Consider the following 25,800-nt stretch of genomic DNA (forward strand, 5'->3'; position numbering starts at 1 on the left):
GCACTGCTGAAGGAACATCGGCCTACCCATTCGTGCGGGCTAATTCAATGATCGCATTCTGAAACGCCGCGACCGGGTCTTCGCCGTATCGCTGACGAATCCGTTCACCGGCGAGTTTCCCCATTTCGTGCCACTGTTCCCTTTTTTGCCATGCCGCCTCGAGTGCCTGATCAAACAACTCCACCGTGGCCGCCGGCGCGATAAAGCCGGTTTCACCGTCATCGATTAACTCACGGTTTCGACCGACATCTGTTGTGATGCAAATCCGGTTGCACAATAACGCTTCCACAACCGCGAGCGCCGCACCTTCGAACCGCGACGGCAGAACCAACCCATGGTGGTTCGCCCAAACAGCTTCGACATTCTCGGCATACCCCGCGATCAGCAACGTCTCCTGAAGATGATACCGTTCGATCAGGTCTTGGGTCTGCCGCAGATTGCCTTGGGAGACTCCGAAAAGATGAACGCTCAAATTACGATCCCGCCATTTGTCTTGTTTCAACAAATGGACTAAGACGTCCTGCCCCTTTGACGTGAAATGAATTCTAGCCACGCACGCCAGACGCCACTGAACATTGTTTGCCGGACAATCCGGGTTTGCGGGCCAATCCGGGTTTGCGTCCCAAGAGACATTGAACGGGTTATCGATGACAACCGCGTTGTCGAGTTTCACCGCCAGATTGGTTTCGACCCGGTCGAGGTTTTCCTGTGAGACGAAGTACACCTTCCTCGCGTGAGTGTACGCTGTTCGAAACTCATCGAGGTACTGATCATCGAGCGTTTCGGTGCTGACACTCTGCACGTTGATGGCGTAGGGAATCCCTCGACGAATCAATTCGTCGGCGGGCAGGACCGGGTTGAGGTGGTACCCCAACGTGACCATGACTCCATCTGGTTGTTCTCGCGCGATCCAACGCTGCAGATGTTTCGTTTCGTCCTCCAGATCAAACGGCGGCTTCCAACGATAAGGCCACGAACGCCATGTGGGATCTCGCCGTGGCCAAACCGTCGCGCCGGCAGCCCGGAGTTTTTGCAGCTCGGATGGTTCCTCTTCCCACCACCGGTAGTTCACCGTGACATCGGTTCCCTTTGCGAGTAATCGATGGGCGACCCGCGACCACAGTACTTCGCTGCCCCCCCACGGAACGCCGGTCATCGTTGAGTAGAAGCCGATTTTCACCAATCACAATCCGAAAGAACCCAAACCGCGGACGTCGACGCAGTCCAATGCTCGCACCCGTCCGCACGACCCTATCGTGGCGTGACGACTGTTGCAGGTGAAGGGGTGGTGGCCGTGCGGATCTCGCCTTCACCCGCATGCATCGGCTTCGACGGATTCCACTCAAGAGCACGGGAATACACCGATGGCGAATTCAGCGCAAATCGGCACTCGTCACTGGTCGACTGCCCAAACCCGACGCCCATCGCATGCAGCAACGTGCCACGCGCCTGATGCAATTTGATAAATGCGACGTTGTAGTCGACTAAACTGCGTTGGAATTCCGTCTCCGCTTTCATCGCTCGGATCTGAGCCTCCAACACATCCTCCACGTGCACATCGCCCGCGGCGTGGCGTTCAGATTGCGCGTTGAGCCGGACATTCGCGGCATCACGACTCTGAGCCATCGAATTCATCGAACCGTATGCGCGATCCAGTTCGATGAACGCGGAACGCAATTCCGATGACACGTGACGGGCTTGCTCCTCCGCGATGGCTTGCTCGCGACAGAGTTGCAATTGAGCGTTATGCACCGCCGCGTTTTCGCGACGATTGAGGACCGGGCGACTGTACTCAACCCCCAGCTGCCATCCCTGCAACGCTTCACTGAACAGATCCGATTCGGCGGCCGGATCGTCAGCCAATCGTCGATACGCTCCGATCAAATCCACCTGCGGTTGTTGTAGATTGCGAGCGGCTTTGACTTCCAAAACACGTTTATTGATTTGAGCCTGCTGCTTACGAAGTTCAATCCGATTGATTCGAGCGTACGCGTCGCTCTCGTTCCAATCGAACCGAATCGGTGCCGCCAACGGAGGCCCCACCGGGCAGATCAAACAATCGCTGCTCATTGGTAATGCCAACAGCGTTCGCAACTTCAACTCGACGTCGTAGACCCCCGTTCGCCCAGGAGCCGTGCCGCAGATGGCATTGCGAACGCCCGCTTCGGCCGAATAGTACTGCTGCCGAGCGAGAGCCTCGAGGTCAGCCGGACTCACGCTTTGAGCGACTCGCTGTTGTTCGCGTTCCCAGACCTGCCGAGCACTTTCAAGTGCCGCGCGTTTGGCTTCCAGATTCTGATACGCGAAGAACAATTCCCAATAGACGATCGCAACATCGCGCACCAGTTCCGAAACCGATTGTTCGACTTCGAACCGCGCCTGTCGATGTTCGATCTGCGAGATCAACACACCGCGGTACATTCCGGGTTTCGCCAAAGGACCGGCGATCTGGTTGAACTGCTTGCCCGCACCACGCATCAGCGGATGACGTGCTTGAGCACCATACGCCGCATAAAGTCCGCCCGCGAGTTCTTCGTCATAGCCGCCCACTCCACCGACCGAGACCTTCGTCCCCGAACTCAGCACCTTCCCAAAGCCGACCTTCGCGAGCGTTTCCGGCTGAGCAAACACACCAAATTGACCGCCCGAGAAAGCGGAATTGACCGTATTGCCGCCACCGTTGTACACGAATCCCGTTTCAAACTGCGTGTCAAACGCAGCGAGACTGGCATCAATCCCAAGGTTGGGGTCACTTCGCAAAACGGCCGGGTCCAGCGTCGTCCGCACCGCATCGGGATACGCCAACACCTTCCCACCGTGGTCGCGAATCACGGGACTGTTGTCGAGCGCCAACCGAACCACTTCGTCGAGCGTTAGATACCACGGCGTCAAACGATCGAAATCATCGGCGGTCGGTGGTGAAAACGTAACCGCTTCACCCGAACGTGCATCCCACGGTCCTTGCGTCACCGACGAATCCGGGTCGGTCGGTTGAGAATACGAGACCTTCTGCAACAACGATTCCGTCGTCACGGGCTCTGGCACCGTTTGCGTCTTGCTCGCGTCTTCGTCATTGCCCTTGAAGGACAATTTTGCGGACGTCCATTTTGCGGCGCCGGTCAGTCGACAGCCCGAACTGCATACCACCGTCGAGGCAATCAGCAGACCTGCCATTGCGTAGCGAGCGAGATTGGCTAGCAAGGGGACTGGCATTGGCTGCGAATCAGGCGGTGAGTGGGTCGCACGGGGTAGTCAAACTTTTAGGTTTATCGGAATCGTACGGGGCTCGTATCAGCATCATCCTTGCCACCCCACGGGCCGACCTAACCCGCACAAACTCACATTTCAGAGTGAACGCACGTCCCCTGCCGTCTCACAAAGCGGCGTATACGTTTCGCGCCGAATTTCACGCCCTCGAATCCGATAGCGAATCCCTCGCCACGATATTTCTTTTGCCGTGAAACATTTCAGGAAACTATGCGGTCCGGTCATCTGAGCGATCACGATCCATAACGGCAGCCCCAACCAAAACATCAACTCCGATCGCCCCCCTCGGGTTTCCTGATTGCGAAACTGACGACGCGCACTCAACTCGCATAGCGTGACCAACACAACATTCGAAAACTCAAATCCGACAAACAGCGTCAGTGCCATCCACATCGAATGCGGATCCGATCGAACCCAACCGACGACAGCCAACACCACTGAAAGCAGCGGAACGATGAAAGAGATGACGCCGTATCCGAACGTCAACGGCCAAAGCGGATGATACAGTTTCGCCGTCAACATCTGGCGTGGGATCCACTGCATCAAATCATGGAGCGTGCATGATTCGCGATTCACCATCAGCACACTCGGGACAAAAACCTGTCGGTATCCGTGCCTTCGCAGGACTTGGTACAGCATCGTGTCCTCACACAATGCGTGTGACCATTTTTCAAGTAATCCAGATTCGTCGATCGCCTGACGGCGAATCGCGAGACTGCCTCCCCAACCGATCCGCAACAAAATCATGTTGAGCGCCGCCGGTATGTTCCAAACGTACCGAACCATCGCACCGCCCCAAAACTCCGGCGGGCGGTACCAGCGGTTTCCCGTCGTCGCGCCCACGCGCTCATCCGCGAACGGTGCGACCAGTTCGGCGAGCCAGGTTTCGTGAGGAACGCAATCCGCATCGCACAACGCGACGATTTCGACGGAGGATTCCAGCGCCAGCACCGCCTGCACAATACTGCTGCATTTCAAACTGCAGGTTTCCAATGGATTTTCTAGAACACTGACCTTCAATCGAACGTCAGACCGAAACTCCTCGAGAATTTCGATGGATGGATCCTGATCATGATCCACGACGACGTGCAGTTCATAGTGAGGATAATCCTGGCCGAGCAAACACATCACACATTGCCGCAGAAACGGATCCGATCCACGCAGACACAGCACAACAACCGCCTTAGGACAAAAGACATTTATCGTAGGCGGCCTACGGCCGATCATGATTGCCGAAAATGCGACTGCAAAGCTGCTCTGGATCGCCACAATGACAACGACGGTCCAAAACAGCATCTCCGCAAGCGTCACTAAATAGACTCCCAAAACAGTTCAGCGACGCTGGGCAAAACTCATGACACGGACCATCGTCGGCAACGTCACCGATGAGTATACTGCCCGCTTTTGCTGACGTGCAGGTCACCACCAACCGATGTCCAAGACGCTGCGTTTAACCCCGTTCGAACGATGCATGATGTTTGAACATTGCGCGGCCTATCCGTGCTACTGTTTCATCCGTCTGCACTTCGACGGCAGACTTGATCGGTCATCACTGACCATCGCAATGCATGCCGCGCTGCAGCATCATCCCTTGCTCAGAGCGATCATCAAAACAGGATGGGGCAAACGATGGTCGTTCCCCGACGACACGGAACCATCCATTATCTGGCGTGAAGGAACAACGGGAGGCCCGCTGCCACCCGCCGCCGACATCGATCTGTTTCGTGAGCCTGGACTGAAAACCTTTGTCGTGCGAGACAACACGAAAACAGAACTGACGCTTCAGTTTCATCATGCGTGTTGTGACGGAAACGGAATAGCGAGGTTCATCGAAGACGTGATGGTCAATTACGCCCGCGTGTGTGAGAACGGCCCTGGATGCGATCACCCGCCGACCGTTGATGTCAGTAGCTTGGCCACTCGTGGGGCCTATGGACTTCGATTTTGGTCAACACTCAAAATTCTGCCGGGCCAATTGGTCGGCCTGCTCGGTGCCATCCAATTTTGGGGACGAAAACCCAAATCGGTGATCGCCCATCAAGCTCGGAGCCGCGATCAGAGCTCTCCGTCACCCTACCCATCGCTGGCGGCATTTCGGTTCGATAAAGCGAATACGCTGGCATTGCGAAAGGCCGCGATTGAGCAAAACGTTTCTCTGAATGAATTACTCATCCGCGACTTTTTCCTCGCCCTTTGGAAATGGCAACAGGATCACGATCAGTACAACGACCAGCATTGGATCCGGTTAATGATTCCAATCGACATGCGCAACAAGTCGTATCGATCACTGCCCGCGATGAATCAGGTCAGTTCCATCTTCCTTGATCGCCGTGGAAGCGACCGGACTGATCGCGATCAGTTGCTTCGCAGTATCCGAGATGAAATGGCGGTCATTAGAAAATTTCAACTACGTTACACGTTTTTGTTCTTCATTAATGCGTTGCACCGAATCCCAACGGCATTGAGAAAGTCCGTCCAGCGTGACGAGTGCAAGACATCTGCGATCTTCTCTTGCGTTAGAAAAGCGTTGTGGCGTGATTCTCTGCCTCGCCAAGACGGTTTCGTCCGAGTCGGTGATACGACGATTGTCGATATCGATGGACTTGCACCGATCCGTCCCCACAACTGCCTCACCATGCTCACCGTGAAATACGCCCACCGACTCAAACTCAATTTGCATTACGACGCCGACTTTGTGACGCCTGCGCAAGCCGATGAACTAATGCACCTCTTCGTTTCGAACCTGAACGAGACCGCCCACCCGTCGGATCCGTGATGGCGACGCGGATGAAACGTCGACGCGTCGAAGCAATCCAGACCGTTTCAGATATCCATAACACGTTGAGATCAATCTCGCATCAGCGGGTGCACAGCTGATCCCGCTGGGCAACAAAGCCTGCGACGTCTGTTGGCAATCGAATTTGCCGTGAATGCCCCGCTCGTTACCTGCCGTCAAACGTGGCATCAATACTTCGGAGAGCAGCTTGTATCCCTCTTCCGCTTCGCCGGCATGTTCTGAAAACGCCAGCAACCTCGCTTGCCAGTCTTCAAAGCTGATCAACTCAAGGTTCGCCCCGCCCTCGCTCATCCACTCAGTCAATGCTGTCGTCTGCATCGGATGTGGATTCGTCAATTGAAAGTCTTTGCCCTTTGATTCCGGTTGCTGCGAGAGGAAAACGATTGCGCGTGCCACATAGTCGACAGGCGTCAGATCGAGGGCCAGATCACGGAAAGGCACCGCGCCGACCAATAAACACGCCCTCACGATGCTGTGCAGCAAATCATTCACATTCGCGACGCCCGTCTCGCTATGCCCGGTCACGTGCCCGGGACGATAGATCGTCACTGACAGCCCACTCTGCCGAGCCTCCTCGATCATCTTCTCACAGACCCACTTGCTTTGCGAATACCCATAGAGCAAGTCCTCGCAGCGTGGCAGTGGATCAGATTCCAGGATCACGCGTCCACGATTCTCGTCAGTTGCATACACTGTGAAGGTAGAGACGTGGTGCAGCGGTTTGAGACCGCGATGAAACGCCAAACGCAACATCTCCTGCGTTCCAACCACATTATCTGGCTTCAACGCGTGATAAGGCAACGCCAGATTGACGCTGGCGCCGTTGTGATAGATCACGTCGACCGAATCCGCCAACTGATCAAAGCTCTCATCCGACAGCCCCATCCGCGGATGCGAGAAATCGCCGACGACGATCTGAATCCGATCCTCGGACCCCCAATGTTGCAAGTCGTACTTCGCGAGGTTGTCAAGAATTCGACGTCGACCGGCCGATTCATCGTCCGCACGCACTAAACAAACCACATCGGATGATGTCGTCTTTAACAACTCGCTCAACAATTGAGCGCCAATAAATCCGGTTGCCCCTGTTAGCAATACGCGAGGTGACTCAACGGGTTCCCGCACGACATCTGTTGTGACGATCGCCGGATCGAGCCGAGCTTCCTTTTCAAAATCGATTGCATCGATCGACGCTCCCGATCCGGTCGCGGTACCATCCGACTCCACCGAATCAAGCCGCGACATCAGATCCATAATCGTCCGGCTCAGCTCGAGCACGCTCGGTCCGCTGAGGATGCGATTCATCGGGATCTTTGTTCCGGTCGCGGTTTCGAGCCGGTTGATCAGTTCGACGGCCATCAACGAGTCGATTCCCACTTGGGTTAGCGACGCCACGCGATCGACTTTGTCCGCTTCGATACCAAACACTCCCGCCACTTGCTGTGCCACGAGATCAGCCAATATCCCCAACCGCTCTTTCGGCGATGCATCTTGCAGTTCGGACTGCAACCCTGAATTAGATCGGTTGGAGGACGCATTTTGTGTAACGAGCGAGTACATCGGCAGCTTTCCAACCGCCGCGCTCAATCGTCCCAATTGTTTCCAATCCACGTCAGCAGCACCGATCAGGGCGGTGTCACGCAGGATCATCTCCGCAAACACATCGAGTGCCTCGCTCATTCCAAACGCTTGCAACCCGATACCCTCGAGATACTCTGCCGTCTTTTGGTTTCTCGCCACGAAACCAGCCCCAAGCACGGCCCCCCAATTCACAGTAAGCGAGGGCAATCCGCGGGCCTGACGATGCTGAGCCAGCGAGTCGAGAAAACTATTTCCGGCGTTGTAGTTCGCTTGACGGGCTGCCCCCACCACATTCGAGAACGATGAGAAACAGATGAAATGATCGAGCGAGAGATTTTGCGTCGATTGGTGAAGGTTCCACGCACCGAGCATTTTGGGATACAGAACCTTGCTGAAACTCCCCTCGTCCAGATCGGCGATGAACATGTCATCGAGTACCATCGCCGCATGAACCACGCCCTTGAGCACTGACCCATCGGCCTCAATTTCACCGATCACTCGTTCGACGTCGTCTCGGTTTGTTACGTCGCCTCGCGCGTCGGTAATCGTGATTCCTTCTGCTCGAAGGGTCTCAATTTCAATCGCAGTCTCTTCACGCGGACCGCTGCGACTCATCAACACCAGGCGCCGCGCACCTTGCCGGATCATCCACTTCGCGATCTCAAACCCGAATCCACCCGCACCACCCGTAATCAGATAGCTCGCATCCCCACGCAGTAATTTCCCGTCTTCGGTACACGGCCCGATAGACAGTGTCTCCGCAGAGGACGAACCCCCATCAAAAGACAGAACATTCTTACCCGTGTGGCGTCCCTGTGCCATGAACCGGAACGCGTCGACGACATTGCCGATGGGAAAAACATGATGCGGCAAGGGGCGATAAGTTCCCGATTCAAGACGCAATGATACGTCAGCCAAGATCGCTGCGATTCGGCTCGGTCTGTCCGCAATGATCTGAGCCAGATCGATCATGTGGTAAGAGATATTGTTTTTAAACGCTGCGAGGCCGACCTTGGAGTTCTCATAAACGTCGATTTTACCAATCTCCAGGAACCTGCCAAAAGGCGCCAACACCGACAGACTCTTCGGTATGAATTCACCGGCCAATGAATTGAGGACGGCGTCGACACCTTCGCCCCCGGTGAGCTCCATGATCTGATCGGCAAACTCGACAGTCCGTGAGTTCATCACATGAGCCACGCCCATCGATTTCAATAATTCGCGTTTCTCGGGTGTTCCAGCGGTGGCGAAGATTTCCAGCCCGAGGCTTTGGGCCACTTGCACAGCCGCTTGACCGATACCACCGGCAGCGGCATGAATCAAAATCTTCTCGCCCGCTTGCATTCTTGCAACGTGATGAATTGCAAAATGAGTCGTCAAGAAAACGGTGGGCAACGTCGCCGCTTGCTCAAACGAGATGTTCGCTGGTTGACGGAGTACCAACCGGTGATCGACTGTGACATGACTGCGAAAGGCATAAGGTGCAATTCCGGCAACGTGGTCACCGACGTCGATGTCAGTGACATTGGCACCTCGTGCGACGACAACACCCGAAAAATCATCGCCAAACCAAAGCAAATCTTCGGTCGTGCCCGGATACATCCCGAGTGCCTTCATCACGTCTCGGAAATTGATTCCTCCAGCCATGACGCGGACTTCGATTTCATCCGGTCCAGGCTGATTACGTGTCGTCTCGTTAAGCGACAGATGCTCAAGTACACCTGCCTTCTTCATCTGCAATCGAAACGGCACCACGTCGCGATTGGAAATCAACGCGTCCCGGCTTCGTTGCTCGAGATCGTCATGCGAGACACTTTGCAAGCGATTTACAAAACGCCGGCCATCGCGATACGCAACCTCGCGTTCGTCGCTCTCATGCGTGACTTCGTTAAAGACATCATCCGCGTCGAAATTACTCGGGATCGGATCGAGATCAATGAGCGTCCATCGGTACTGACTCGCTTCATTGTTCGCCACGCGAAGAAAACCGACTAGTGGCGAGGCAGACAAACCGTTGACCGGGTCGGTTTCCTCAACCTGCTGCACCGAACGGGTAACGAAATAAACCCGGTGGATCGTTGTCATATCAAACGTGTCCAGGGCGTGACAAAGCCCCAACGCACTGAACACGCCTGAACCTTGTTCCTCCATCAAACGCTGGGAAGTGACTTCGTCCCAATCATTATCAAGCGTCCAGCAATGGATGATCCTTGCCAAATCAGCGTGGTGGAGGCCAAGGTCATCGACCACTCGTTGAATTTCGCAGGCACTCCCGCTGTTAAGGAGAAATTCAGACTCACTGATTCTCTCAAACTCCGATCCACGACGGAGCAAAATGGGGCGGTGATGATCCCGTTCGAACTTTGCGGCGATCGCATCTCCCGTCCCACCGTGATCCGCAAAGATCAGCACCGTCGATGGCTCGCGCGACAGGGTCGCGGTCGATAATTCAACCGTCTTCACGCACGGTCCGCGTGTGACAAAGGCAGCCTGCTCCGTTTCCTCATCGTTCGATGAACACGTAAATGATTGCACTGCGTCGAAGCCGCAATCCGCGAGCAGCGTCTGCCACTGCGATCGATCCAGCAACGGCGAATTTTCACGCAGGTCGACATCGGCATATCGCCACCAACCATCGAGCAATCCGAACACGTTGTCCCAAATCGGACGCGAACGAACGACTTCCAAAAACGCAAACATTCCCTCCGAGGCCAAACACGATTTCACGTGAGCCAGCGTTTCACGCAGATCCGACGTGGCGTGCAACACATTGGTTGCGACGATCAAATCATAAGCATGCGGATCGATCCCCTGGCCGGCTGGATCGCGTTCGATATCAAGCGACCTAAAAACCACAGCCGGATGATGAGAGAAATTGCGTTTCGCATCCGCAATGAATCTGCTGCCGATATCAGTGAACGTGTATTCGATTTGTTCGGGTGGCAGCACATCGAGCAAACTCCGCGTAAGAGACCCCGTCCCCGCACCAATTTCCAAAACACGCAGCACACGGCGTTCGGGAATCTGCTCAGCGCATTTGGCGATCGCGACTTGCAACAACCGGTTGAACGTCGAAAACTCGCCCGCCTCGCAGTAGAACGTATCGAGCATGCTGCTCGAACCGCCCGGGAACAACAACTCCAATGGGTCCACGTCCCCACACCAAACATCTGCCAGACGCGGACCGGTCGCCTTGATCAACGCGACTTCTGATGCAAATCGTGGGAATTGGTTTTCCAGTTCAGTCAACGAATCGGTCACCTCGACCCGCACCGGTTCACGAACCACCTGCCAACCGGACTCATGCGTTCGAAGGAGGCCGGCCTGCGTCAGCCAACCCAACTCGGCTCGTAGCAGCCGGCGATGCGTTTCATCGCCCCCGAGGGAAGCGAAAACTTGATCGAATTCAAAACGCTCACCCACCGAGAATGACCACCCTGAATCAACGACCCCATTCTCGATCAGTTGCAGAACGATCCGCTGCATCCGCGGAACGAACTCGTTGTAGTATTCCGAAAGCCCTGCCTCGGCATAGAAGTTGGGAATCGATTCTGAAACGGCGGCAACGACGTCTTGGGTTGATGGCAGATTGGCCGAACCAACGTTTCCCACCCCGTATAGCCGCTGCGGCTGCCATTTGAATTGGTAGAGGCGGCCACTGCTATCGGCGGCCGCATCGGCTTGCTCGACCCGAGCCACGCGAAAACGGGATATCGTCGCAAGCGGTTTGCCGTGTTCGTCAAAAACGCCAACCGAGTATTCGACCGACGTGCCGACCGAACCGGTTTGGATCGCATGGGCCCAAAACTCATTTGGGATTGCTCGCGTGTGAAGCTGCACGCGTCCGATCAATTCAGGCAAATAGAGACAATTGCTTTTTTCGCTGTGGCCGGAAACGTAGCGGGTTCCGTGCGTCGCTTGAAAACACGCATCGAGCACCGCCGGATGCATGCAATACTGCGCCGCATCGCCGGCAACGCGGTCCGAAACAGCGATACGCGAAAGTGACTCGGGATTCGAAAGCTTCGCACCGCGCGCATCATTCCAAGACGTTTGGATCAACGAAAAGTCGGTCCCGAATCCGTAACCAAGTTCGCGTAAATCACGGTACATGTCCTCATGCATGATCGCTGCCGGAAATTGATTGCGTAGTTCGTCAAGATCGATCGAATGCGACTCAGGCAACGCGGGACGCGATACCAACCGACCTTTGGCATGCACCTCCCAATTCACATCGCCACGCGACGCGTTTGACCGCGCATCGGATCCCGACGAACTATAAACAGTGAAGGATTTCGTCTCCGCCTCAAAGACAACTTGCACGATCGGAACAGCGGTCTCCGATACAAACAATGCTTTTTCGCATTCGAGATCTTCGACCGCATACGAATCGCCCGGATACAATTCCGCCGCGATCGCCAAGCCGATCTCCGCATAACCTGCCGCAGGGAAAACAATTCCATCCCAAATTTGATGATCGTTCAAATAGGGGAACAGATGCGGATCGACGTGAAATTGCCACGTCGGCTTGGCAACGTTCAACCGTTCGCCGAGTAACGGATGCAGTGGTGGGTCAACTCGTGTGGCCGTGTCACCTTGATCCAACCAGTATTCCTGGTAATTCCACGGATACGACGGTTGCGGAACGAACGTTCCAGAGCCTTGATTCAGTGACTGCCACTCGACCTTCGCCCCGTCAACGTGCAACTTGGCAAGATTAGTGGCGAGTTCCACCGCATCGTCCGTCGTGCGGGAAATCGAATGAAGAATTGTGGCGACCGCATTCTGATTCGAAACGCACGCGTCGATCGAACTCCGCATCGACGGGTGCGGTCCGATTTCGAGGAATCGCTGCGCACCACCCGCCACCAACGTTGCCATCGCGGATTCAAAACGGACCGGCTCACGGACGTTTGCCCACCAATACGACGCGTCCATTTGTTCGCCACATTGCTCGCGTCCCGACACCGTTGAGATCAACGGCACACGCGACGGGCGTGGCGACAAATGGGCCAGCGATGTGAGCAACTCATCCTTGATGGGCTCCATTTGATGAGTATGAAAGGCATAGTCGAGCCCCAACCAACGAACGAATCGGCCGCTCGCTTCGAGCTTCTCGGCAATCAATTCGAGTGGCTCGATGTCGCCTCCGATCGTGACCAACGAGGGACTGTTTTCGGCGGTGATTTGAACCCGACCGCCATGCGACCCGATGAACTTCCTCGCCTCCTGGGGGGACACTCCCGCAGCCAACATCCGCCCCGCCCCGCCGGTCTCGTTTTGCAATCGGCTGCGATGATAGATCAGGCTTACCGCATCGCTGAGCGAATAGATGCCTGCACACCACGCCGCCGCGACTTCGCCGACGCTATGGCCGACAACGGACGTCGGATGAATCCCCCAGGACGCCCACAATCGAGCCAAAGCGACCTGCAAAGCAAAGATCGCCGGTTGCGCCACGCGTGTTTGCTGAATGTTCGATTCACCCTCGGGAAGAAACATCTCGTGCAACAACGACCAACCGCTCTGGGCTTGAAACAGCTCGTCGATCTCCTCGACTGTTTCACGCGCAATCGGTTCACGCTGAATCAGGCGCTGCCCCATCCCACACCACTGGGAACCCTGTCCAGTAAACACGAACACGCTCTGGTCGGCCCGGTCGCTCGGACGTCCACAGACAATCCCGTCGCTCGCCTCTCCCTGGCGAAGCCATTTCGTAAGCCCTCGCGTGAGCTCACGAGTGTTACGACCAACGACCGTCAGCCGCTGTTCGTGGTGTTCTTTGCGGGCCCCCGCCGAAGAGCAGAAATCCGCGAGTTCACCGTCAAACGTCTTGAGCCGTTTTCGATATTGATTGACGTACTCACGCAGTGACGATTCGTCTCTCGCCGAGATCGGCAAAACGAACGGTCGGTCGGCGATGGCGTGATCACGCTGTGGCGACGTAGGCTTTGGCGCCGCCTGCAACACCACGTGCGCATTCGTACCGCCAAAACCAAACGAGTTCACCGAGGCAAGCGGCTGGACCGGTCCGTCCGACGGCAGCGATCGAAGCTCGGTGGGCACGTTGAGGTGGTAACGATCCAGGGGAATGGATGGATTGGGAATTTCAAAATTGCGGTTGGCCGGAATCTGTTTCCGATCGAGCACCAAGGCAACTTTGATCAAACCGGCAATCCCCGACGCCGATTCGAGATGTCCGATATTGGTTTTGATCGACCCCATCCAACAAACATCATCGACACCGCGCCCTTCCGAGAGCACCCGTCCAAGGGCTTCGGCTTCAACGGGGTCACCCACTGGAGTACCAGTTCCATGAGCTTCCACGTAGGCAACGTCTCGCGGAGCAATCCCTGCGTTGCGGTACGCAGTCCTCAGCATCTCACTTTGACCGGCGACACTCGGGACCGTCATCGAGGAAGTTTGTCCGTCCTGATTCACTACGGCCGAACGCAAAACCGCATACACTCGATCGTGGTCCGCAATCGCCCGAGAAAGCGGTTTGAGGAGGACGATCCCCGCTCCTTCACCCCGCACGTAACCGTCGGCCCGCGAATCGAACGCAAAGCACTCACCCGTCGGCGACAACATCGACGCTTTGCTAAAACCGATACTGGTGTTGGGCGTGATCAACGCATTGACGCCGCCGGCGAGCGCCGTGTCACATTCACCCGACCAAATCGAGCGGCATGCCAGGGCGACGGCGACCAACGCTGACGAACATGCCGTGTCTACCGCGATGCTCGGTCCCTTCAAATCCAACATGTAAGAGATGCGATTGGCCGCGATACTGAGCGTGCCGCCCGTGTTGGTGTGAACGTCGAGGTTTGCTAAATCGTTGAGTTGCAAACTGGCGTAGTCGTGCCCCGACGCGCCGATAAATACGCCGACGTTCGTCCCTCGCATTTTACTCGGTGGGGTCCCTGCGTCCTCGCACGCCTCCCAAGCGGTCTCGAGCAACCACCGCTGCTGCGGATCCATCCGCATCGCCTCGCGGGGGGAGATACCCCAAAACGCAGCATCGAAATACTTGATCCGGTCGACGAAACCGCCACGTCGCGTAACCATCCGCCCTTTCGACTCAGCGTCGCTGTGGTGGTATCGATCGACATGCCAACGGTCGGGGGGAACCTCTCCGATCGCACTGGCACCGCTAACCAAGAGTTGCCACAACGAATCAACGTTATTCGCACCGCCTGGGAATCGGCAGCCTACGCCCACCAAGGCCAATGGTTCACGTGAGGGAAGTTGATTCCGTTCTGTCATCGACCAATGTCCAAGCGTACTGATTCATCCAATATCCAAGTTGCCCCCGCGCCAATCACCGGAACCATCACACGACGCCCCCGCTGGCCTCGCAAAAGACGAGAGTAAGTGCAGCCGCAAAGAAGTCGCGTTTCTCCACCGACTCCCATTTGATGGATTTGGCGGCTCACGGTAGATGTGGACTATAGCAGGCCAGATCAGATCAGATAACGTGGCTATCTCGTCGCCAATTCTCCGTCATGAAGGGTCGCCTATCCGTTGCGGAACTTGTCCAGGGTTTGGGCTAGCGACCAACCCGCCGAAAGCCTTGACATCTTCTGGTACGACAAATCCGCAGCCCCCATCTCAATCGAACACTGACCGCCATCCCAAGGCCCAACGCAAGACTGGCTCAGGCCGTGAACGTGAGTCCACGACCAACGTCAAAATCCAAACCATGCCGGCATCGAAGACAGGGCCTAATTGGTCCCTGCGGGATTTGAACGCGGATTGCGTCATTCTTTCCCCTGGCTGGACGAGGTCATTGTTTGCGCATCGGTGCAAAAAGATGAGCTGCGCGGGCCACTCCCATGGCGGATTCGCCCCACCCGCATCGTCAACCGCGGCTGGCTACCGATTGCTTGGACCGTGCAAACGTAGGAGTCGGTCACTTCCATACCAATGCGTCGGTTCTAAACGATTAAGTACGCCGTGTAGGCAACAAAACCTGCGAGGAACAGTGCACCCTCCCACCGAGAGATCCGACCACCCGTGAAGAAAATCGGCAAGCACGCGACCGCGACTACCACCATGACGGGAAAGTCAAACCCGATCGCCTGCTCGCTGACCAACACACCTTGAGGCGAGATGATGCTCGATAACCCCAGCACGCAGGCGAGATTAAACAGATTGCTACCCACAACATTTCCAACCGCAATATCACGTTCGCCACGGACACTCGCCACGACCGACGTGACCACTTCCGGCAGCGACGTTCCCGCCGCAACGATCGTCAGTCCGATCACCAACTCGCTCACACCGAACCACGTCGCAACGGCCACCGCGCCGGAAACCAGCCACTTGGACCCGAACCCCAACAGTACTAATCCCACCACGGCCAATAAGCCCGGCCACCACAGATTCGTTTGCGGCTGCGAGTCCGCCCCAAACTCGACGGCGAACTCCTGTTTGACCTCTTCCGGTTCCCGTTTGGCCATCCGAATGCAGATCACGATGTAACCGAGCAAAACAGCAAACAATACGATTCCGTCGATTCGTCCCACGACGCCATCGCTGGCCAATAACCATCCCAACAGCGACACGCCAACCATCAATGGAACATCGAACCGGATCAACCGACTCGACACCACCAATGGCGTGATCAGCGACGACAATCCGAGGATGAACAACACGTTAAAGATATTGCTTCCGACCACGTTCCCAACGGCCACGTCGGCGGCTCCCGACATCGCCGCTTGCAGGCTGACACCGAGCTCGGGAGCACTCGTTCCAAATGCGACCACGGTTAGACCAATCACCAGTGGTGGAATTCGCAAGATCGCAGCGATCGTCGATGCGCCGCGGACCAACATCTCCCCACCCGCAACCAGCAAAACCAAGCCGATCGATATCAAACCCCACGCTTCTATATGCTCGTTCATGTTAACTCAGTGAAAAGATTGTTCGCTTCGATTCCGCGAACGCGGGAGCGAGCGATTTGATTCACCCGCAAGCAAGCCACGAACAGGACCTGCAATCAACTAAAAAATATCCTCGCATTCGCGGCTAAGCTTGCCAATGTCCTCGGCAACCTCCCGTAGCGGAACTCACCAATCCAAAATTCAGAACAAAATCCGCGGTCCCAAACACCAATGTGACGACACCTGTCGTTCCTCCAGAACTTGATCGCGGATAATGCTCCCGGAGTCCCGGACTCGCGTCCGGGGACAATCGCGTTGCACGGCATCGCGGCTAGCCGAATTTCAACGTCCGACAGCACGCCGACCGTGAACATCATGCACTCAATTGAACCGGTTCGCTATGCGGCAGTGACGGGGCGGACAGTGGGAGCGACGATTCTGTCACGTGTGGAACGACAAACGGGAACACACCCGGCTCAAAATCAATCGGAACGGGACTGTTCGGCGGGTCGATGCCGTTTAGCTTCCAATCCAGACGACGCCAGAACGACAAGCCGGCCGCCCACGTCTTGATCGCCGCTCGAATCTTCTCCGCCGATGGCTGACTCTTGTCTTGGAGTTCATTTAGAATTTCAAGCGCACCACTTGGCAATCCTGCCAACATCAACGCCGTCGCGTAATTTATCTTCACGGCATCATCAATATCCGATCGCAGCACCGTCGTGCCTGGACTGACGGCCATGCTACGGAACAAGTTCACCGCGTCGGCCGCTTTGCCAAACCGCATCGCGCACACCCCCATCGCCTGCAAGGTGACCGGCGATCGCGGCAACGCCCGGATGACGTCGTACGCGGCAACATAGTTTTCTTGCGAGATCAAGCTGATCACGCGTTTGGGAATGACGGAATTTTCGTGGGTACCGTTGGCTGACGTGGATGCGACGGCGCGCCCGGATCGTTTATCTTTTTGTGTTTTGGACATCTGATATCTCATGACAGACCGGTTCGGTATCGGAGATACCGACCGAAAGGGAAGTTGCAAGTAAAAAAAGGTCAATCGCGATCCAACGTTGACCTAAATTTGCAACCGTATCCCGAGCATCACGAGAGTCGTTACCGTGTGACTTCCCGCCCAAGTGTTCGCTAGCGTCAAGCGAGCTGAAACGGCTTCCGCAACGTCATCAATGCAGCTCGGCCCGCACGCCAGTTTTGGCTGAAGCAGATCCGACGAATCGGACTGCCATCGGTGCATCGACCTAGCATGCAGCGCCGGTGACCCATGCACATCCGAAACGAGACAGCTCTGTCCATCACTGCGGGTCGCCGAAGCCTCAACCGGTGCGGTGAACAGATTGACCGCAAACCCAACGACAACACCCCAGAGCAAAAGCTCTCGCAGAAAGAAGCCAACTTGGCGTCGGCGGTGTTGCATGCGTGTCAGGGTCCGGGAGTAGAAGATTCCGATAGCGAGTATTCGATCGCGGTGAGATTTTGTCAAGAGATTTTGTTTGCAGAATTAAGGCCGACCATCAACGCTCGCCCGCCATCGTCTCTTACGAACCTTGGGACTCCTCATCCGACATCGGGCGCGGCCGAAGTCCCGTTCGAAGTTTTTCCAAGTCTCCCAACTGCAAATTCAACGCCCCAACCGACATCCGAATTTCCCACAATGAGATCGCTAGCGATCCCACCATCAAAATCAAACTGAACCCAAAAACGATCTTGCCTAAACCGATCTGCCCGGCGAACAACAATCCCATGCAAATCGTGCATGACAACAGACTCGCCACTCCCAGCGTCTGCATGTCGCGTATCAGGTTCACCCGTTTACGTAAATTCAAAATCTGTGCCGCAGCGATCGGATTGGGCGTCTGCTGGTACTCTCGATGCAGCGACCGGATCACCGTCGCCAACGCCAAAAATCGATTCGTGTACGCCAACAATAGCAACGAGATCGTTGAAAACAACAACGCCGGCGTGGTCAGTTCAATGGACATGCGATGCAACCGTGAACAGGTAAACTGGGTGAGCGACAGAAACAATCGAATGCTTCCACAATTAACGAAGCGTCACCCTGTCCCATTAAAACGGCGCCGCCCCGATTTGGTAACCACGCTAACCATGTGCAAGGGCAGCCTTGACGAGCGATGTTTTCGTCACTCCGTTAGCGCGTCCAGATCCTCGTTCGGATGAGCCTGAGTTCGTTTGAACGTGGGAATCCACAACCAAACATCTCGTTGATATTGGCGATACCAATCCCCGAACCGTTCCTGCAAATCGCCTTCTTCGACCGGCCGCACAAAAAACTGCCAAACGACGGCGCCGCCGAACGCATATCCGATCACGACGTAACTGCCCAAATACCAACCAACCGCGAGCCCCTGCATAATCCCCGCCAGTGCCATCGGGTTACGAACATAGCGATACGGACCACCCACAACCAACCGGGGTGCCGTCGCAGTCGGTAAAGGCGTGCCCAACCCAAGAGTCGCCATTCGGATGCCACTCCACAATCCGAGCCCGGATGCGACCACCAACAAAAACATCGCCAGCGGTGTTTGCCCCGGATGCCGGAAACCTTCGATCCCCAACCGCTCTTCCGCCTCGACGATTCCCATAGGCAAGATCCACAAAAACACGCTCCAAAAAACGAATGTTTGTGCGAACGTCCATGCCACCGCCACCGTCCTGTTCATCGGCGTCACGCGGATCGTGGACGGTGCTTGGTCACCATTGCCATGAATGGTTGCCATCGCGAGCGTCAGCCCCGCCATGCTGGCCATCATCGCCGACGCAATCCAACCTTCATCGGTGAGGACGCTCACTCCGATGCAGTACAACGTCGGATACAGAATCGCCATCGCCAGTGACCAAACCGCCGTCGTCGCCCAACGTGTCTGTTTCCAAACGGCATTTGCAGTCACAAACGATCCGCCGACCAGCAACACCACGTCACCCAACCAAAACCCGAGCAAAGACTCCGGCGGCCAACCCTCCGGCTGAAACCACTCGACGCTGCTCGGCACCAACACGAGCACTCCCCACCAGACCGCCACGCTGGCGGCTTGGGCGATCAGGTAACCCGATACAATCGTTTTTGCGTTCATAGCGTCTATCGTAACCGTATTACGGTATCCCAAATCATTCGAGAATTCAAAAATTGTCCGCCGACCCAAACCGTCCACTGATCTTTTCCGTCGGCACCCAAGTCGTTGCGCAGAAAGACGTCATGGCGGCGAATGACCGCATCGCTCATCCCGCCGGCGCGGTCGGTGTGATCGTGCGTTCGCCAGTGGATCGCAACCATGCCTACCGAATCCGATTCAACGACGGCTTCGAAGCCCCGATTCACCACGAGCAACTCGTCCGATTGGCTGAGTTTAAGAGCATGCAAATGCGTCTGGACGATTCACCACTGATGAGTGCCGGTTTATATGAACGGGTGATCTATCGGTGTGTGATCGGCTCACGCGCATACGGGCTCGATCATGAAGAGTCCGACACGGATCGTCGCGGCGTCTACCTACCGCCGGCCGAACTGCACTGGTCGCTCTACGGTGTCCCCGAACAACTCGAAAACGACGAGACTCAAGAGGTTTATTGGGAACTGCAGAAGTTCATGGTGCTCGCATTAAAAGCGAACCCCAACGTCCTCGAATGCCTCTATTCTCCGATCGTCGACTCAGTCACTCCGCTCGGCGAAGAACTTTTGAGCATCCGAGACGCATTTCTGTCGAAGCTCGTTTTTCAAACCTATTCAGGTTACGTCGCTTCGCAGTTCAAAAAAATGCAAACCGACATTCGCAACCAAGGACGCGTGAAGTGGAAACACGTCATGCACCTCGTCCGGTTGCTGATCTCGGGAACACACGTGTTGACCGCAGGCACGCTAAACGTCGATGCGGGCGACTACCGCGACCAACTGCTAACGATCGGTCGTGGTGAGATGCCGTTCCACGCCGCCGAACAATGGCGGAAAGAACTACAAATCCAATTCGAAACCGCATTCCGCAACACCAAACTTCCCGATCGTCCCGACTACGAACGCGTCAATGCGTTTCTCATCGACGCCCGCCGTCGGGCGATGGAGAACCACTTACCATGATCGACCACTCTTCCACGATCGACCACGACAAGATGATGCAACATGTGCGGACGCATCCGTTTCCGCTCGTGTTTGCAACGATTAGCGGTGCGCACCTCTACGGTTTCCCCTCTCCCGACTCCGACTTTGATCTTCGTGGCGTGCACCTGCTGCCGCTCGAAACCGTTGTCGGACTCAGCCCCGGTCGGGAAACGGTTGAGAAAGAAGGCATCTACGACGGGCTCGAAATCGATCTGGTGACCCACGACGCGCAGAAGTTTTTCACATTGATGGGGCGACGCAATGGATACGTCCTCGAACAAGTGTTCTCGCCCTTGGTCGTGTTTACAACACCCGAACACGACGAACTGAAGACGATCGCTGTCGGTTGCATCACCCGACATCATGCCCATCACTACCTCGGTTTCGCCGCAACGCAGTGGAAACTGTTCCGCAAGGAATCCCCGCCTCGGGTGAAACCGCTGCTGTACGTGTACCGCGTGTTGTTGACGGGCATCCACCTGATGCAAACGGGCGTCGTCGAAGCAAATCTGGTGCTGCTGAACGAAGACGCGAAACTTCCCTACCTCAACGACCTGATTGCGATGAAGCTCGAAGGTCCGGAGCAAGGAACTCTCGCGGAGGCCGACCTCGCGTTTCATGAGTCGGAATACGCGAGATTGACCGCAAAACTCGAGTCGGCCTACGCCGCATCCACGCTACCGGAAATGCCATCGAGTCGCGGCGCACTCAATGACCTCCTGATCCGACTGCGATTGGGTGAACGAACCGCGTGAGCGCGACGATCGCGCTCACGCGCCTTCGGGCAAACGCGATTGAAAGTCCGTCCAAAACGCCCGCTCACTTTCATATCGCCGCGTGTCCATCGTCACTTGAAAATAGTCCAGGTATTCGATCCAGCTCTGCGCGGCGTCCGAATACGAATAACCTTCTTCGAGCATCGGATTCCTAAATTCGGGATCGCCCGGCTCAACCTGGTGCGAAAACGTGCCGTCAGCGTTGAGATGAATGTTGGCCAGCAGCACTGGCATTTTCATGTGAAGCACATGGAGCGACGTTTCCATTTCGGACAACCCGGCGGTCGCATCCTCAAACGCCACAGCGACCTCTTTCGGCGTCGTGCTGTCCGGGAATCGGATGCCGTACGCTAGCCCCGATTGCGTCAATCCATCACGATTCAAATCGACCTGAGCGGCGGGCGGAATCAACAGGTTCAACGCACCTTCTTCGGACAATGAATTCACGTCGATTGATTCGGCGAGCCAATGAACGTTCTGCACCGTCTTCAGTTCATCCTTGGACAACGTGTTCAAAAAACGCTTGGGATCCGCGTAGCCACCTTCGCGATACGCGCGGTCGATCACCGCCGCGAATTCTCCGCCCAGTTCCGCGGGAGCCTCCGCGTGGCGATACCGGCCGATCCGTTCGAGCTGGTACCAACCGTCCCACGCATCCTGGATCTGTTCTTCCAACGGAACGGCAGACTCGGTCGGTGCCGCTGATTCGTAACCTTCTCTTCCGACCGACTCGAGAACGGCGCTGAACACGCTCTGCACTTCTTGCTTCTCTTCGAATCGCCGCTGTTGTAGCGGACTGCGGGTTTGCGAAAGGTCACTAATCTGCATCTGTTCACCGCCCCGTGGATAACAACCCGCCCTCGTTATAATCCGAATACCTGTTATCCCTTTTCGGCAATGTCCCCCCATTTGATTAAGAAAACACGGCAAAGCGAATACGCGAACCTAGCGGATGCCCCAATCCTCACTGAAGTCTTGAGGAGTCCCTACTTCCGTAGCTTTGATGCAAAACCATGAGCATTCCAATCTGGCAAGTCGATGCGTTTGCAAACGCTCCATTCACCGGAAATCCCGCCGCCGTCTGCCTACTCGACAAGTACCCCGGCGACGCGTGGATGCAGAGCGTTGCGGCTGAGATGAATCTCGCCGAAACCTCCTTTGTCGTCCCTCTGCAACGGCAAGGCGAGTTCCACTTGCGTTGGTTCACGCCCGCCGTCGAAGTCGACCTTTGCGGACACGCAACGCTCGCGGCCGCTCATACCTTGATCGAACAGCGACGTGTTGCACCGGGAGAAGCCATCCGTTTCCAAACCCGCAGCGGAATGCTCGTCTGCCAACAGAACGACCACGTGATTACGCTCGATTTCCCATCAACGCCGATCATCGAAACGGTCGCCGTCCCGCTCGCCAACGAAGTCCGCCAGTCACTCGGCGTCGACCGCGCGACCGTCCTGCGATCGAAGTTTGACCTTGTTGCCGTTGTTGACAATGCATCGACGGTCCGCAGCGTCACCCCCGACTTCAATCGCCTGGGCAAGATTGATACGCGTGCCGTCATGATCACGGCACGCTCGGACACCCCCGACGTCGATTTCATCTCTCGCGTCTTCGCACCACGGGTCGGTATTAACGAAGATCCCGTCACCGGTTCGGCCTACTGTTGCCTAGCACCCTACTGGGGCGAACTGCTCGATAAAACGTCCCTGGTTGCCTACCAAGCCTCCAAGCGTGGCGGCACGGTCTCATGCCAAATCGCGGGCGACCGTGTCGAGATCTCAGGCACAGCGGTCACCGTCATGAAAGCAACCTTGTTAGTGTATCCAGAATGACCTCCAACCCTGCAACATCGGAAACAAGTACGGGCGATCCTGCCATCTCGATTCGAAGATTCGTGCCCGCCGACGCTGAGCCCTGTTTGGCACTGTTTCGCGACACGATCCGACGTGTCAACATCCGAGATTACACGCCTGCACAAATCAATGCCTGGGCGCCATCTGAAATGGATTCCACCGCTTGGGCAAATCGTTTCCGTGGGCGATTCGCCTACGTGGCGGTTGTGTCCGACCGCATCGCTGGCTTCACCGACATGACGAACACCGGCTACCTCGACCGTCTTTTTGTTTCCGCCGATCATCAACGATGCGGGATCGCAAGTCGTTTGATTGCCCCCTTATTCAACGACGCAATTAGCCACAACCTTGAACAGATCACCGCTGACGTCAGCATCACGGCAAAACCGTTTTTTGAGCGAATGGGGTTTGTCATCGTGCAGCAGAAGTTGGCGGAGCGTCACGGCGAGACGCTCACCAATTTCAAAATGCGGCTCACGCTCGGCCGCGCACAGAACGCCCAGGCATAAACGGCCTCAAACGCGACACGAAACCTCCGCGAGCAACTCGGGTTGGATACACTTAGACGAGTCCTCTCCCTCAACCGGTACCGCCTGATGAAACGACTTTCCGCACTTGCCGCCCCGCTCGCTGTTTCCCTTACCATCGCGGCGCTGACCACATCACCATGTGTCGCCCAACTCCCGGGCGGGTTGGGATTGCGGGCTCGCGCCAATGCTCGCCAGCTCGAAGGCGTCACCGCCCACCGCGACGTGGCCTATGTCAAATCGGGACACGAGCGTCAGAAACTCGACATCTACGTTCCCGAATCCTCTGAGCCCCTCCCGGTCCTCATTTGGGTCCACGGTGGCGGATGGCAAGGCGGCAGCAAAGACGGTTGTCCACCACTTCGTTCCGGATACACACAAAAAGGCTATGCCGTCGCCAGCATCGGGTATCGGCTCAGCGGCGACGCCAAATTCCCGGCCCAAATCGAAGACTGCAAATCGGCAATCCGTTGGCTCCGCGCTCACGCCGAAGAATTCAACCTCGACCCTGAACGTTTCGGCGTCTGGGGAAGCTCCGCCGGCGGGCACCTCGTCGCCCTTCTCGGAACGAGCGGAGATGTGAAAGAATTCGAAGTGGGTGAATCACTCGATCAATCCAGCCGGGTGCAAGCTGTCTGCGATTTCTACGGTCCCACCGATCTGAACGTCTTCGTCTCGACGCCCGGCTACGAAAGTCACGCGTCGATGAATTCCCCCGAATCCAAACTGATCGGAGGCTTGGTTGCCGATCACCCCGAGGTCGCCCGAAAGATCAACCCGATCACTTTCGTCAGCGACGACGATCCGCCGTTCCTGATCGTTCATGGTGACAAAGACGGCACCGTACCGATCAACCAAAGCAAACTGCTTTTCGACGCCTTCAAGAAAACCGGGGTCGCCGTTCACTTCCACACCATTCATGGCGCCGGCCATGGCGGGCCGGGATTCAACGAACCGACAGTCGAAGACATGGTCTCGGAGTTTTTTGAAACCAAACTCAAAGCGAATGCCGAGAATCCAGCCACTCCCAAAGCCACTCAGTCAGAAAGTACCGCGAGCGTTACGGCGCAACGTCCTGGCATGGGAACTCAGCGTGGCGGCGGTTTGACCTGGGCCAACGTCACCTCGCGAATGGACACCGATCGGGACGGCAAAATCAGTCGCGACGAATTCCGCGGTGGCGATCCACTTTGGAAACGCCTCGACAAGGACGACGACGGTTACATCACGCAAGACGAACACGAATCTGCATTCGAATCACGTATGAAAAGAGAGTGACCGCGGCGTCAATCGAATCCTCGGTCACTGCGCCTAGTCGGTTCACTCGAACTCGATCAGAACTTGTCCGGCTTTGACGGGGTCGCCCGCGGCGCGGTTGATTTTCGCGATCTTGCCTGCGACAGGAGCCGTGATCACGGTTTCCATTTTCATCGCTTCGAGAACCATCAACGTCTCATCGGCTTCGATCGTTTGTCCGACTTCCGCATCGACGCGGATCACCAGACCTGAAATCGGGCTGCGGCAGACTTTACTTTCGTCGTCAACCTTCTCGTCGACCGCGCCCGACGCCGGGCGTGCGGGAGCCGCTGCCGCTGGCGGTTGATAACCGCCGCTGGGCGGAACGAATCCGGGTTGTGGTTGCTCAGGTGCTGATACGTCGACTTCGACCTCGTACGTCTCGCCGTCGACCTTAATATTGAATTTCATCGATGAGGTGCCTTAACGTTTCAGGGCGTGAGAGGCTTGGATAGTCGCGCGGCCTTGGTGAGCCCACGATTCAGAACTGATCAATCGGATTTGTCGAATCCGAGGTTTGACGCCGAGGTACGCAGCGATAGCGCTCGACAAGATGCAGATCACCTCTTCGCTAATGACGCGTTTTGGTTGATTCGCTTCGAGTGTTTCGACCCGCTTGCGAAGACCTTGCACTTCATCACGCAGCGACCGCAGCAACTGTAACATTTCGTCTTGTTTGTTTTCGTCCATGGTGT

General features: G+C 56.2%; 18 protein-coding genes. 6 read left to right on the forward strand and 12 right to left on the reverse strand.

Annotated elements, in window-relative coordinates:
• Positions 1–22: 22 nt before the first annotated feature.
• The 3 genes from NB063_RS06425 to NB063_RS06435 all read right to left on the reverse strand — a co-directional run bounded on the left by NB063_RS06425 (position 23) and on the right by NB063_RS06435 (position 4,593).
• Positions 23–1,180 (reverse strand): glycosyltransferase family 4 protein, encoded by a 1,158-nt coding sequence (locus NB063_RS06425; protein WP_250927932.1) that lies wholly within the window; start codon positions 1,178–1,180, stop codon positions 23–25.
• A gap of 71 nt (positions 1,181–1,251) precedes the next feature.
• The gene (locus NB063_RS06430) at positions 1,252–3,213 is read right to left on the reverse strand and encodes a TolC family protein (RefSeq protein ID WP_250927933.1); all 1,962 of its coding nucleotides are present in this window, start codon (positions 3,211–3,213) and stop codon (positions 1,252–1,254) included.
• A 132-nt stretch (positions 3,214–3,345) separates the two neighbouring features.
• Positions 3,346–4,593, reverse strand: a complete 1,248-nt coding sequence (locus tag NB063_RS06435) for a glycosyltransferase (RefSeq protein WP_250927934.1) — start codon at positions 4,591–4,593, stop codon at positions 3,346–3,348.
• A gap of 106 nt (positions 4,594–4,699) precedes the next feature.
• On the opposite strand from NB063_RS06435, the gene NB063_RS06440 reads away from it, so the two are divergent.
• On the forward strand, positions 4,700–6,043 hold the full coding sequence (locus tag NB063_RS06440; RefSeq protein WP_250927935.1) for a hypothetical protein: 1,344 nt from the start codon (positions 4,700–4,702) through the stop codon (positions 6,041–6,043).
• Here the strand turns inward: NB063_RS06440 and NB063_RS06445 are convergent.
• From NB063_RS06445 to NB063_RS06470, 6 genes are all read right to left on the reverse strand, one after another.
• The gene (locus NB063_RS06445; protein ID WP_250927936.1) at positions 5,987–14,911 is read right to left on the reverse strand and encodes a type I polyketide synthase; all 8,925 of its coding nucleotides are present in this window, start codon (positions 14,909–14,911) and stop codon (positions 5,987–5,989) included. The two genes, NB063_RS06440 and NB063_RS06445, sit on opposite strands and share 57 nt — an antisense overlap.
• A gap of 671 nt (positions 14,912–15,582) precedes the next feature.
• Positions 15,583–16,551 (reverse strand): calcium/sodium antiporter, encoded by a 969-nt coding sequence (locus NB063_RS06450; RefSeq protein WP_250927937.1) that lies wholly within the window; start codon positions 16,549–16,551, stop codon positions 15,583–15,585.
• A 352-nt stretch (positions 16,552–16,903) separates the two neighbouring features.
• The gene (locus tag NB063_RS06455) at positions 16,904–17,512 is read right to left on the reverse strand and encodes a tetratricopeptide repeat protein (protein WP_250927938.1); all 609 of its coding nucleotides are present in this window, start codon (positions 17,510–17,512) and stop codon (positions 16,904–16,906) included.
• Between the two features lie 93 nt (positions 17,513–17,605).
• On the reverse strand, positions 17,606–17,962 hold the full coding sequence (locus tag NB063_RS06460) for a hypothetical protein (RefSeq protein ID WP_250927939.1): 357 nt from the start codon (positions 17,960–17,962) through the stop codon (positions 17,606–17,608).
• A 121-nt stretch (positions 17,963–18,083) separates the two neighbouring features.
• Complete coding sequence (locus NB063_RS06465; protein ID WP_250927940.1) at positions 18,084–18,527, reverse strand: DUF2721 domain-containing protein; 444 nt, start codon at positions 18,525–18,527, stop codon at positions 18,084–18,086.
• A 159-nt stretch (positions 18,528–18,686) separates the two neighbouring features.
• Positions 18,687–19,637: a methyltransferase family protein gene (locus NB063_RS06470; protein ID WP_250927941.1), complete on the reverse strand. Its 951-nt coding sequence runs from the start codon at positions 19,635–19,637 to the stop codon at positions 18,687–18,689.
• 53 nt (positions 19,638–19,690) lie between these two features.
• On the opposite strand from NB063_RS06470, the gene NB063_RS06475 reads away from it, so the two are divergent.
• Positions 19,691–20,635 carry a nucleotidyltransferase domain-containing protein gene (locus NB063_RS06475; RefSeq protein ID WP_250927942.1) on the forward strand — a complete coding sequence of 315 codons (945 nt, stop codon included), beginning with the start codon at positions 19,691–19,693 and terminating at the stop codon, positions 20,633–20,635.
• A complete protein-coding gene (locus NB063_RS06480; RefSeq protein ID WP_250927943.1) occupies positions 20,632–21,411 on the forward strand; it encodes a nucleotidyltransferase domain-containing protein in 780 nt (259 codons plus the stop codon). The genes NB063_RS06475 and NB063_RS06480 overlap by 4 nt, the downstream gene beginning before the upstream one ends.
• A 15-nt stretch (positions 21,412–21,426) precedes the next feature.
• Here the strand turns inward: NB063_RS06480 and NB063_RS06485 are convergent, their stop codons facing one another.
• Positions 21,427–22,260: a hypothetical protein gene (locus NB063_RS06485; protein ID WP_250927944.1), complete on the reverse strand. Its 834-nt coding sequence runs from the start codon at positions 22,258–22,260 to the stop codon at positions 21,427–21,429.
• Positions 22,261–22,445: 185 nt separating this feature from the next.
• On the opposite strand from NB063_RS06485, the gene NB063_RS06490 reads away from it, so the two are divergent.
• From NB063_RS06490 to NB063_RS06500, 3 genes are all read left to right on the forward strand, one after another.
• A complete protein-coding gene (locus NB063_RS06490) occupies positions 22,446–23,261 on the forward strand; it encodes a PhzF family phenazine biosynthesis protein (RefSeq protein WP_250927945.1) in 816 nt (271 codons plus the stop codon).
• Complete coding sequence (locus NB063_RS06495; protein WP_250927946.1) at positions 23,258–23,791, forward strand: GNAT family N-acetyltransferase; 534 nt, start codon at positions 23,258–23,260, stop codon at positions 23,789–23,791. The genes NB063_RS06490 and NB063_RS06495 overlap by 4 nt, the downstream gene beginning before the upstream one ends.
• Before the next feature lie 87 nt (positions 23,792–23,878).
• Positions 23,879–25,087: an alpha/beta hydrolase fold domain-containing protein gene (locus NB063_RS06500; RefSeq protein ID WP_250927947.1), complete on the forward strand. Its 1,209-nt coding sequence runs from the start codon at positions 23,879–23,881 to the stop codon at positions 25,085–25,087.
• A gap of 42 nt (positions 25,088–25,129) precedes the next feature.
• Here NB063_RS06500 and NB063_RS06505 read toward each other — a convergent pair whose 3' ends face one another.
• Both NB063_RS06505 and NB063_RS06510 read right to left on the reverse strand, forming a co-directional pair.
• Positions 25,130–25,516 carry a biotin/lipoyl-containing protein gene (locus NB063_RS06505; RefSeq protein WP_250927948.1) on the reverse strand — a complete coding sequence of 129 codons (387 nt, stop codon included), beginning with the start codon at positions 25,514–25,516 and terminating at the stop codon, positions 25,130–25,132.
• A gap of 12 nt (positions 25,517–25,528) precedes the next feature.
• Positions 25,529–25,795, reverse strand: a complete 267-nt coding sequence (locus NB063_RS06510) for a hypothetical protein (protein ID WP_250927949.1) — start codon at positions 25,793–25,795, stop codon at positions 25,529–25,531.
• Positions 25,796–25,800 lie beyond the last annotated feature (5 nt).

It is taken from the genome of Aporhodopirellula aestuarii (assembly GCF_023701485.1).
In the GTDB taxonomy this organism is placed as follows: domain Bacteria; phylum Planctomycetota; class Planctomycetia; order Pirellulales; family Pirellulaceae; genus Rhodopirellula; species Rhodopirellula aestuarii.

What these genes read in the sequence shown, in the direction of transcription:
- NB063_RS06490 (WP_250927945.1), top strand. Translation starts at nt 22,446, where the DNA reads ATGAGCATTCCAATCTGGCAAGTCGATGCGTTTGCAAACGCTCCATTC.
- NB063_RS06440 (WP_250927935.1), top strand. Translation starts at nt 4,700, where the DNA reads ATGTCCAAGACGCTGCGTTTAACCCCGTTCGAACGATGCATGATGTTT.
- NB063_RS06445 (WP_250927936.1), bottom strand. Translation starts at nt 14,911, where the DNA reads ATGACAGAACGGAATCAACTTCCCTCACGTGAACCATTGGCCTTGGTG.
- NB063_RS06455 (WP_250927938.1), bottom strand. Translation starts at nt 17,512, where the DNA reads ATGTCCAAAACACAAAAAGATAAACGATCCGGGCGCGCCGTCGCATCC.
- NB063_RS06485 (WP_250927944.1), bottom strand. Translation starts at nt 22,260, where the DNA reads ATGCAGATTAGTGACCTTTCGCAAACCCGCAGTCCGCTACAACAGCGG.
- NB063_RS06465 (WP_250927940.1), bottom strand. Translation starts at nt 18,527, where the DNA reads ATGTCCATTGAACTGACCACGCCGGCGTTGTTGTTTTCAACGATCTCG.
- NB063_RS06430 (WP_250927933.1), bottom strand. Translation starts at nt 3,213, where the DNA reads ATGCCAGTCCCCTTGCTAGCCAATCTCGCTCGCTACGCAATGGCAGGT.
- NB063_RS06505 (WP_250927948.1), bottom strand. Translation starts at nt 25,516, where the DNA reads ATGAAATTCAATATTAAGGTCGACGGCGAGACGTACGAGGTCGAAGTC.
- NB063_RS06480 (WP_250927943.1), top strand. Translation starts at nt 20,632, where the DNA reads ATGATCGACCACTCTTCCACGATCGACCACGACAAGATGATGCAACAT.
- NB063_RS06460 (WP_250927939.1), bottom strand. Translation starts at nt 17,962, where the DNA reads ATGCAACACCGCCGACGCCAAGTTGGCTTCTTTCTGCGAGAGCTTTTG.
- NB063_RS06500 (WP_250927947.1), top strand. Translation starts at nt 23,879, where the DNA reads ATGAAACGACTTTCCGCACTTGCCGCCCCGCTCGCTGTTTCCCTTACC.
- NB063_RS06510 (WP_250927949.1), bottom strand. Translation starts at nt 25,795, where the DNA reads ATGGACGAAAACAAACAAGACGAAATGTTACAGTTGCTGCGGTCGCTG.
- NB063_RS06470 (WP_250927941.1), bottom strand. Translation starts at nt 19,637, where the DNA reads ATGAACGCAAAAACGATTGTATCGGGTTACCTGATCGCCCAAGCCGCC.
- NB063_RS06450 (WP_250927937.1), bottom strand. Translation starts at nt 16,551, where the DNA reads ATGAACGAGCATATAGAAGCGTGGGGTTTGATATCGATCGGCTTGGTT.
- NB063_RS06495 (WP_250927946.1), top strand. Translation starts at nt 23,258, where the DNA reads ATGACCTCCAACCCTGCAACATCGGAAACAAGTACGGGCGATCCTGCC.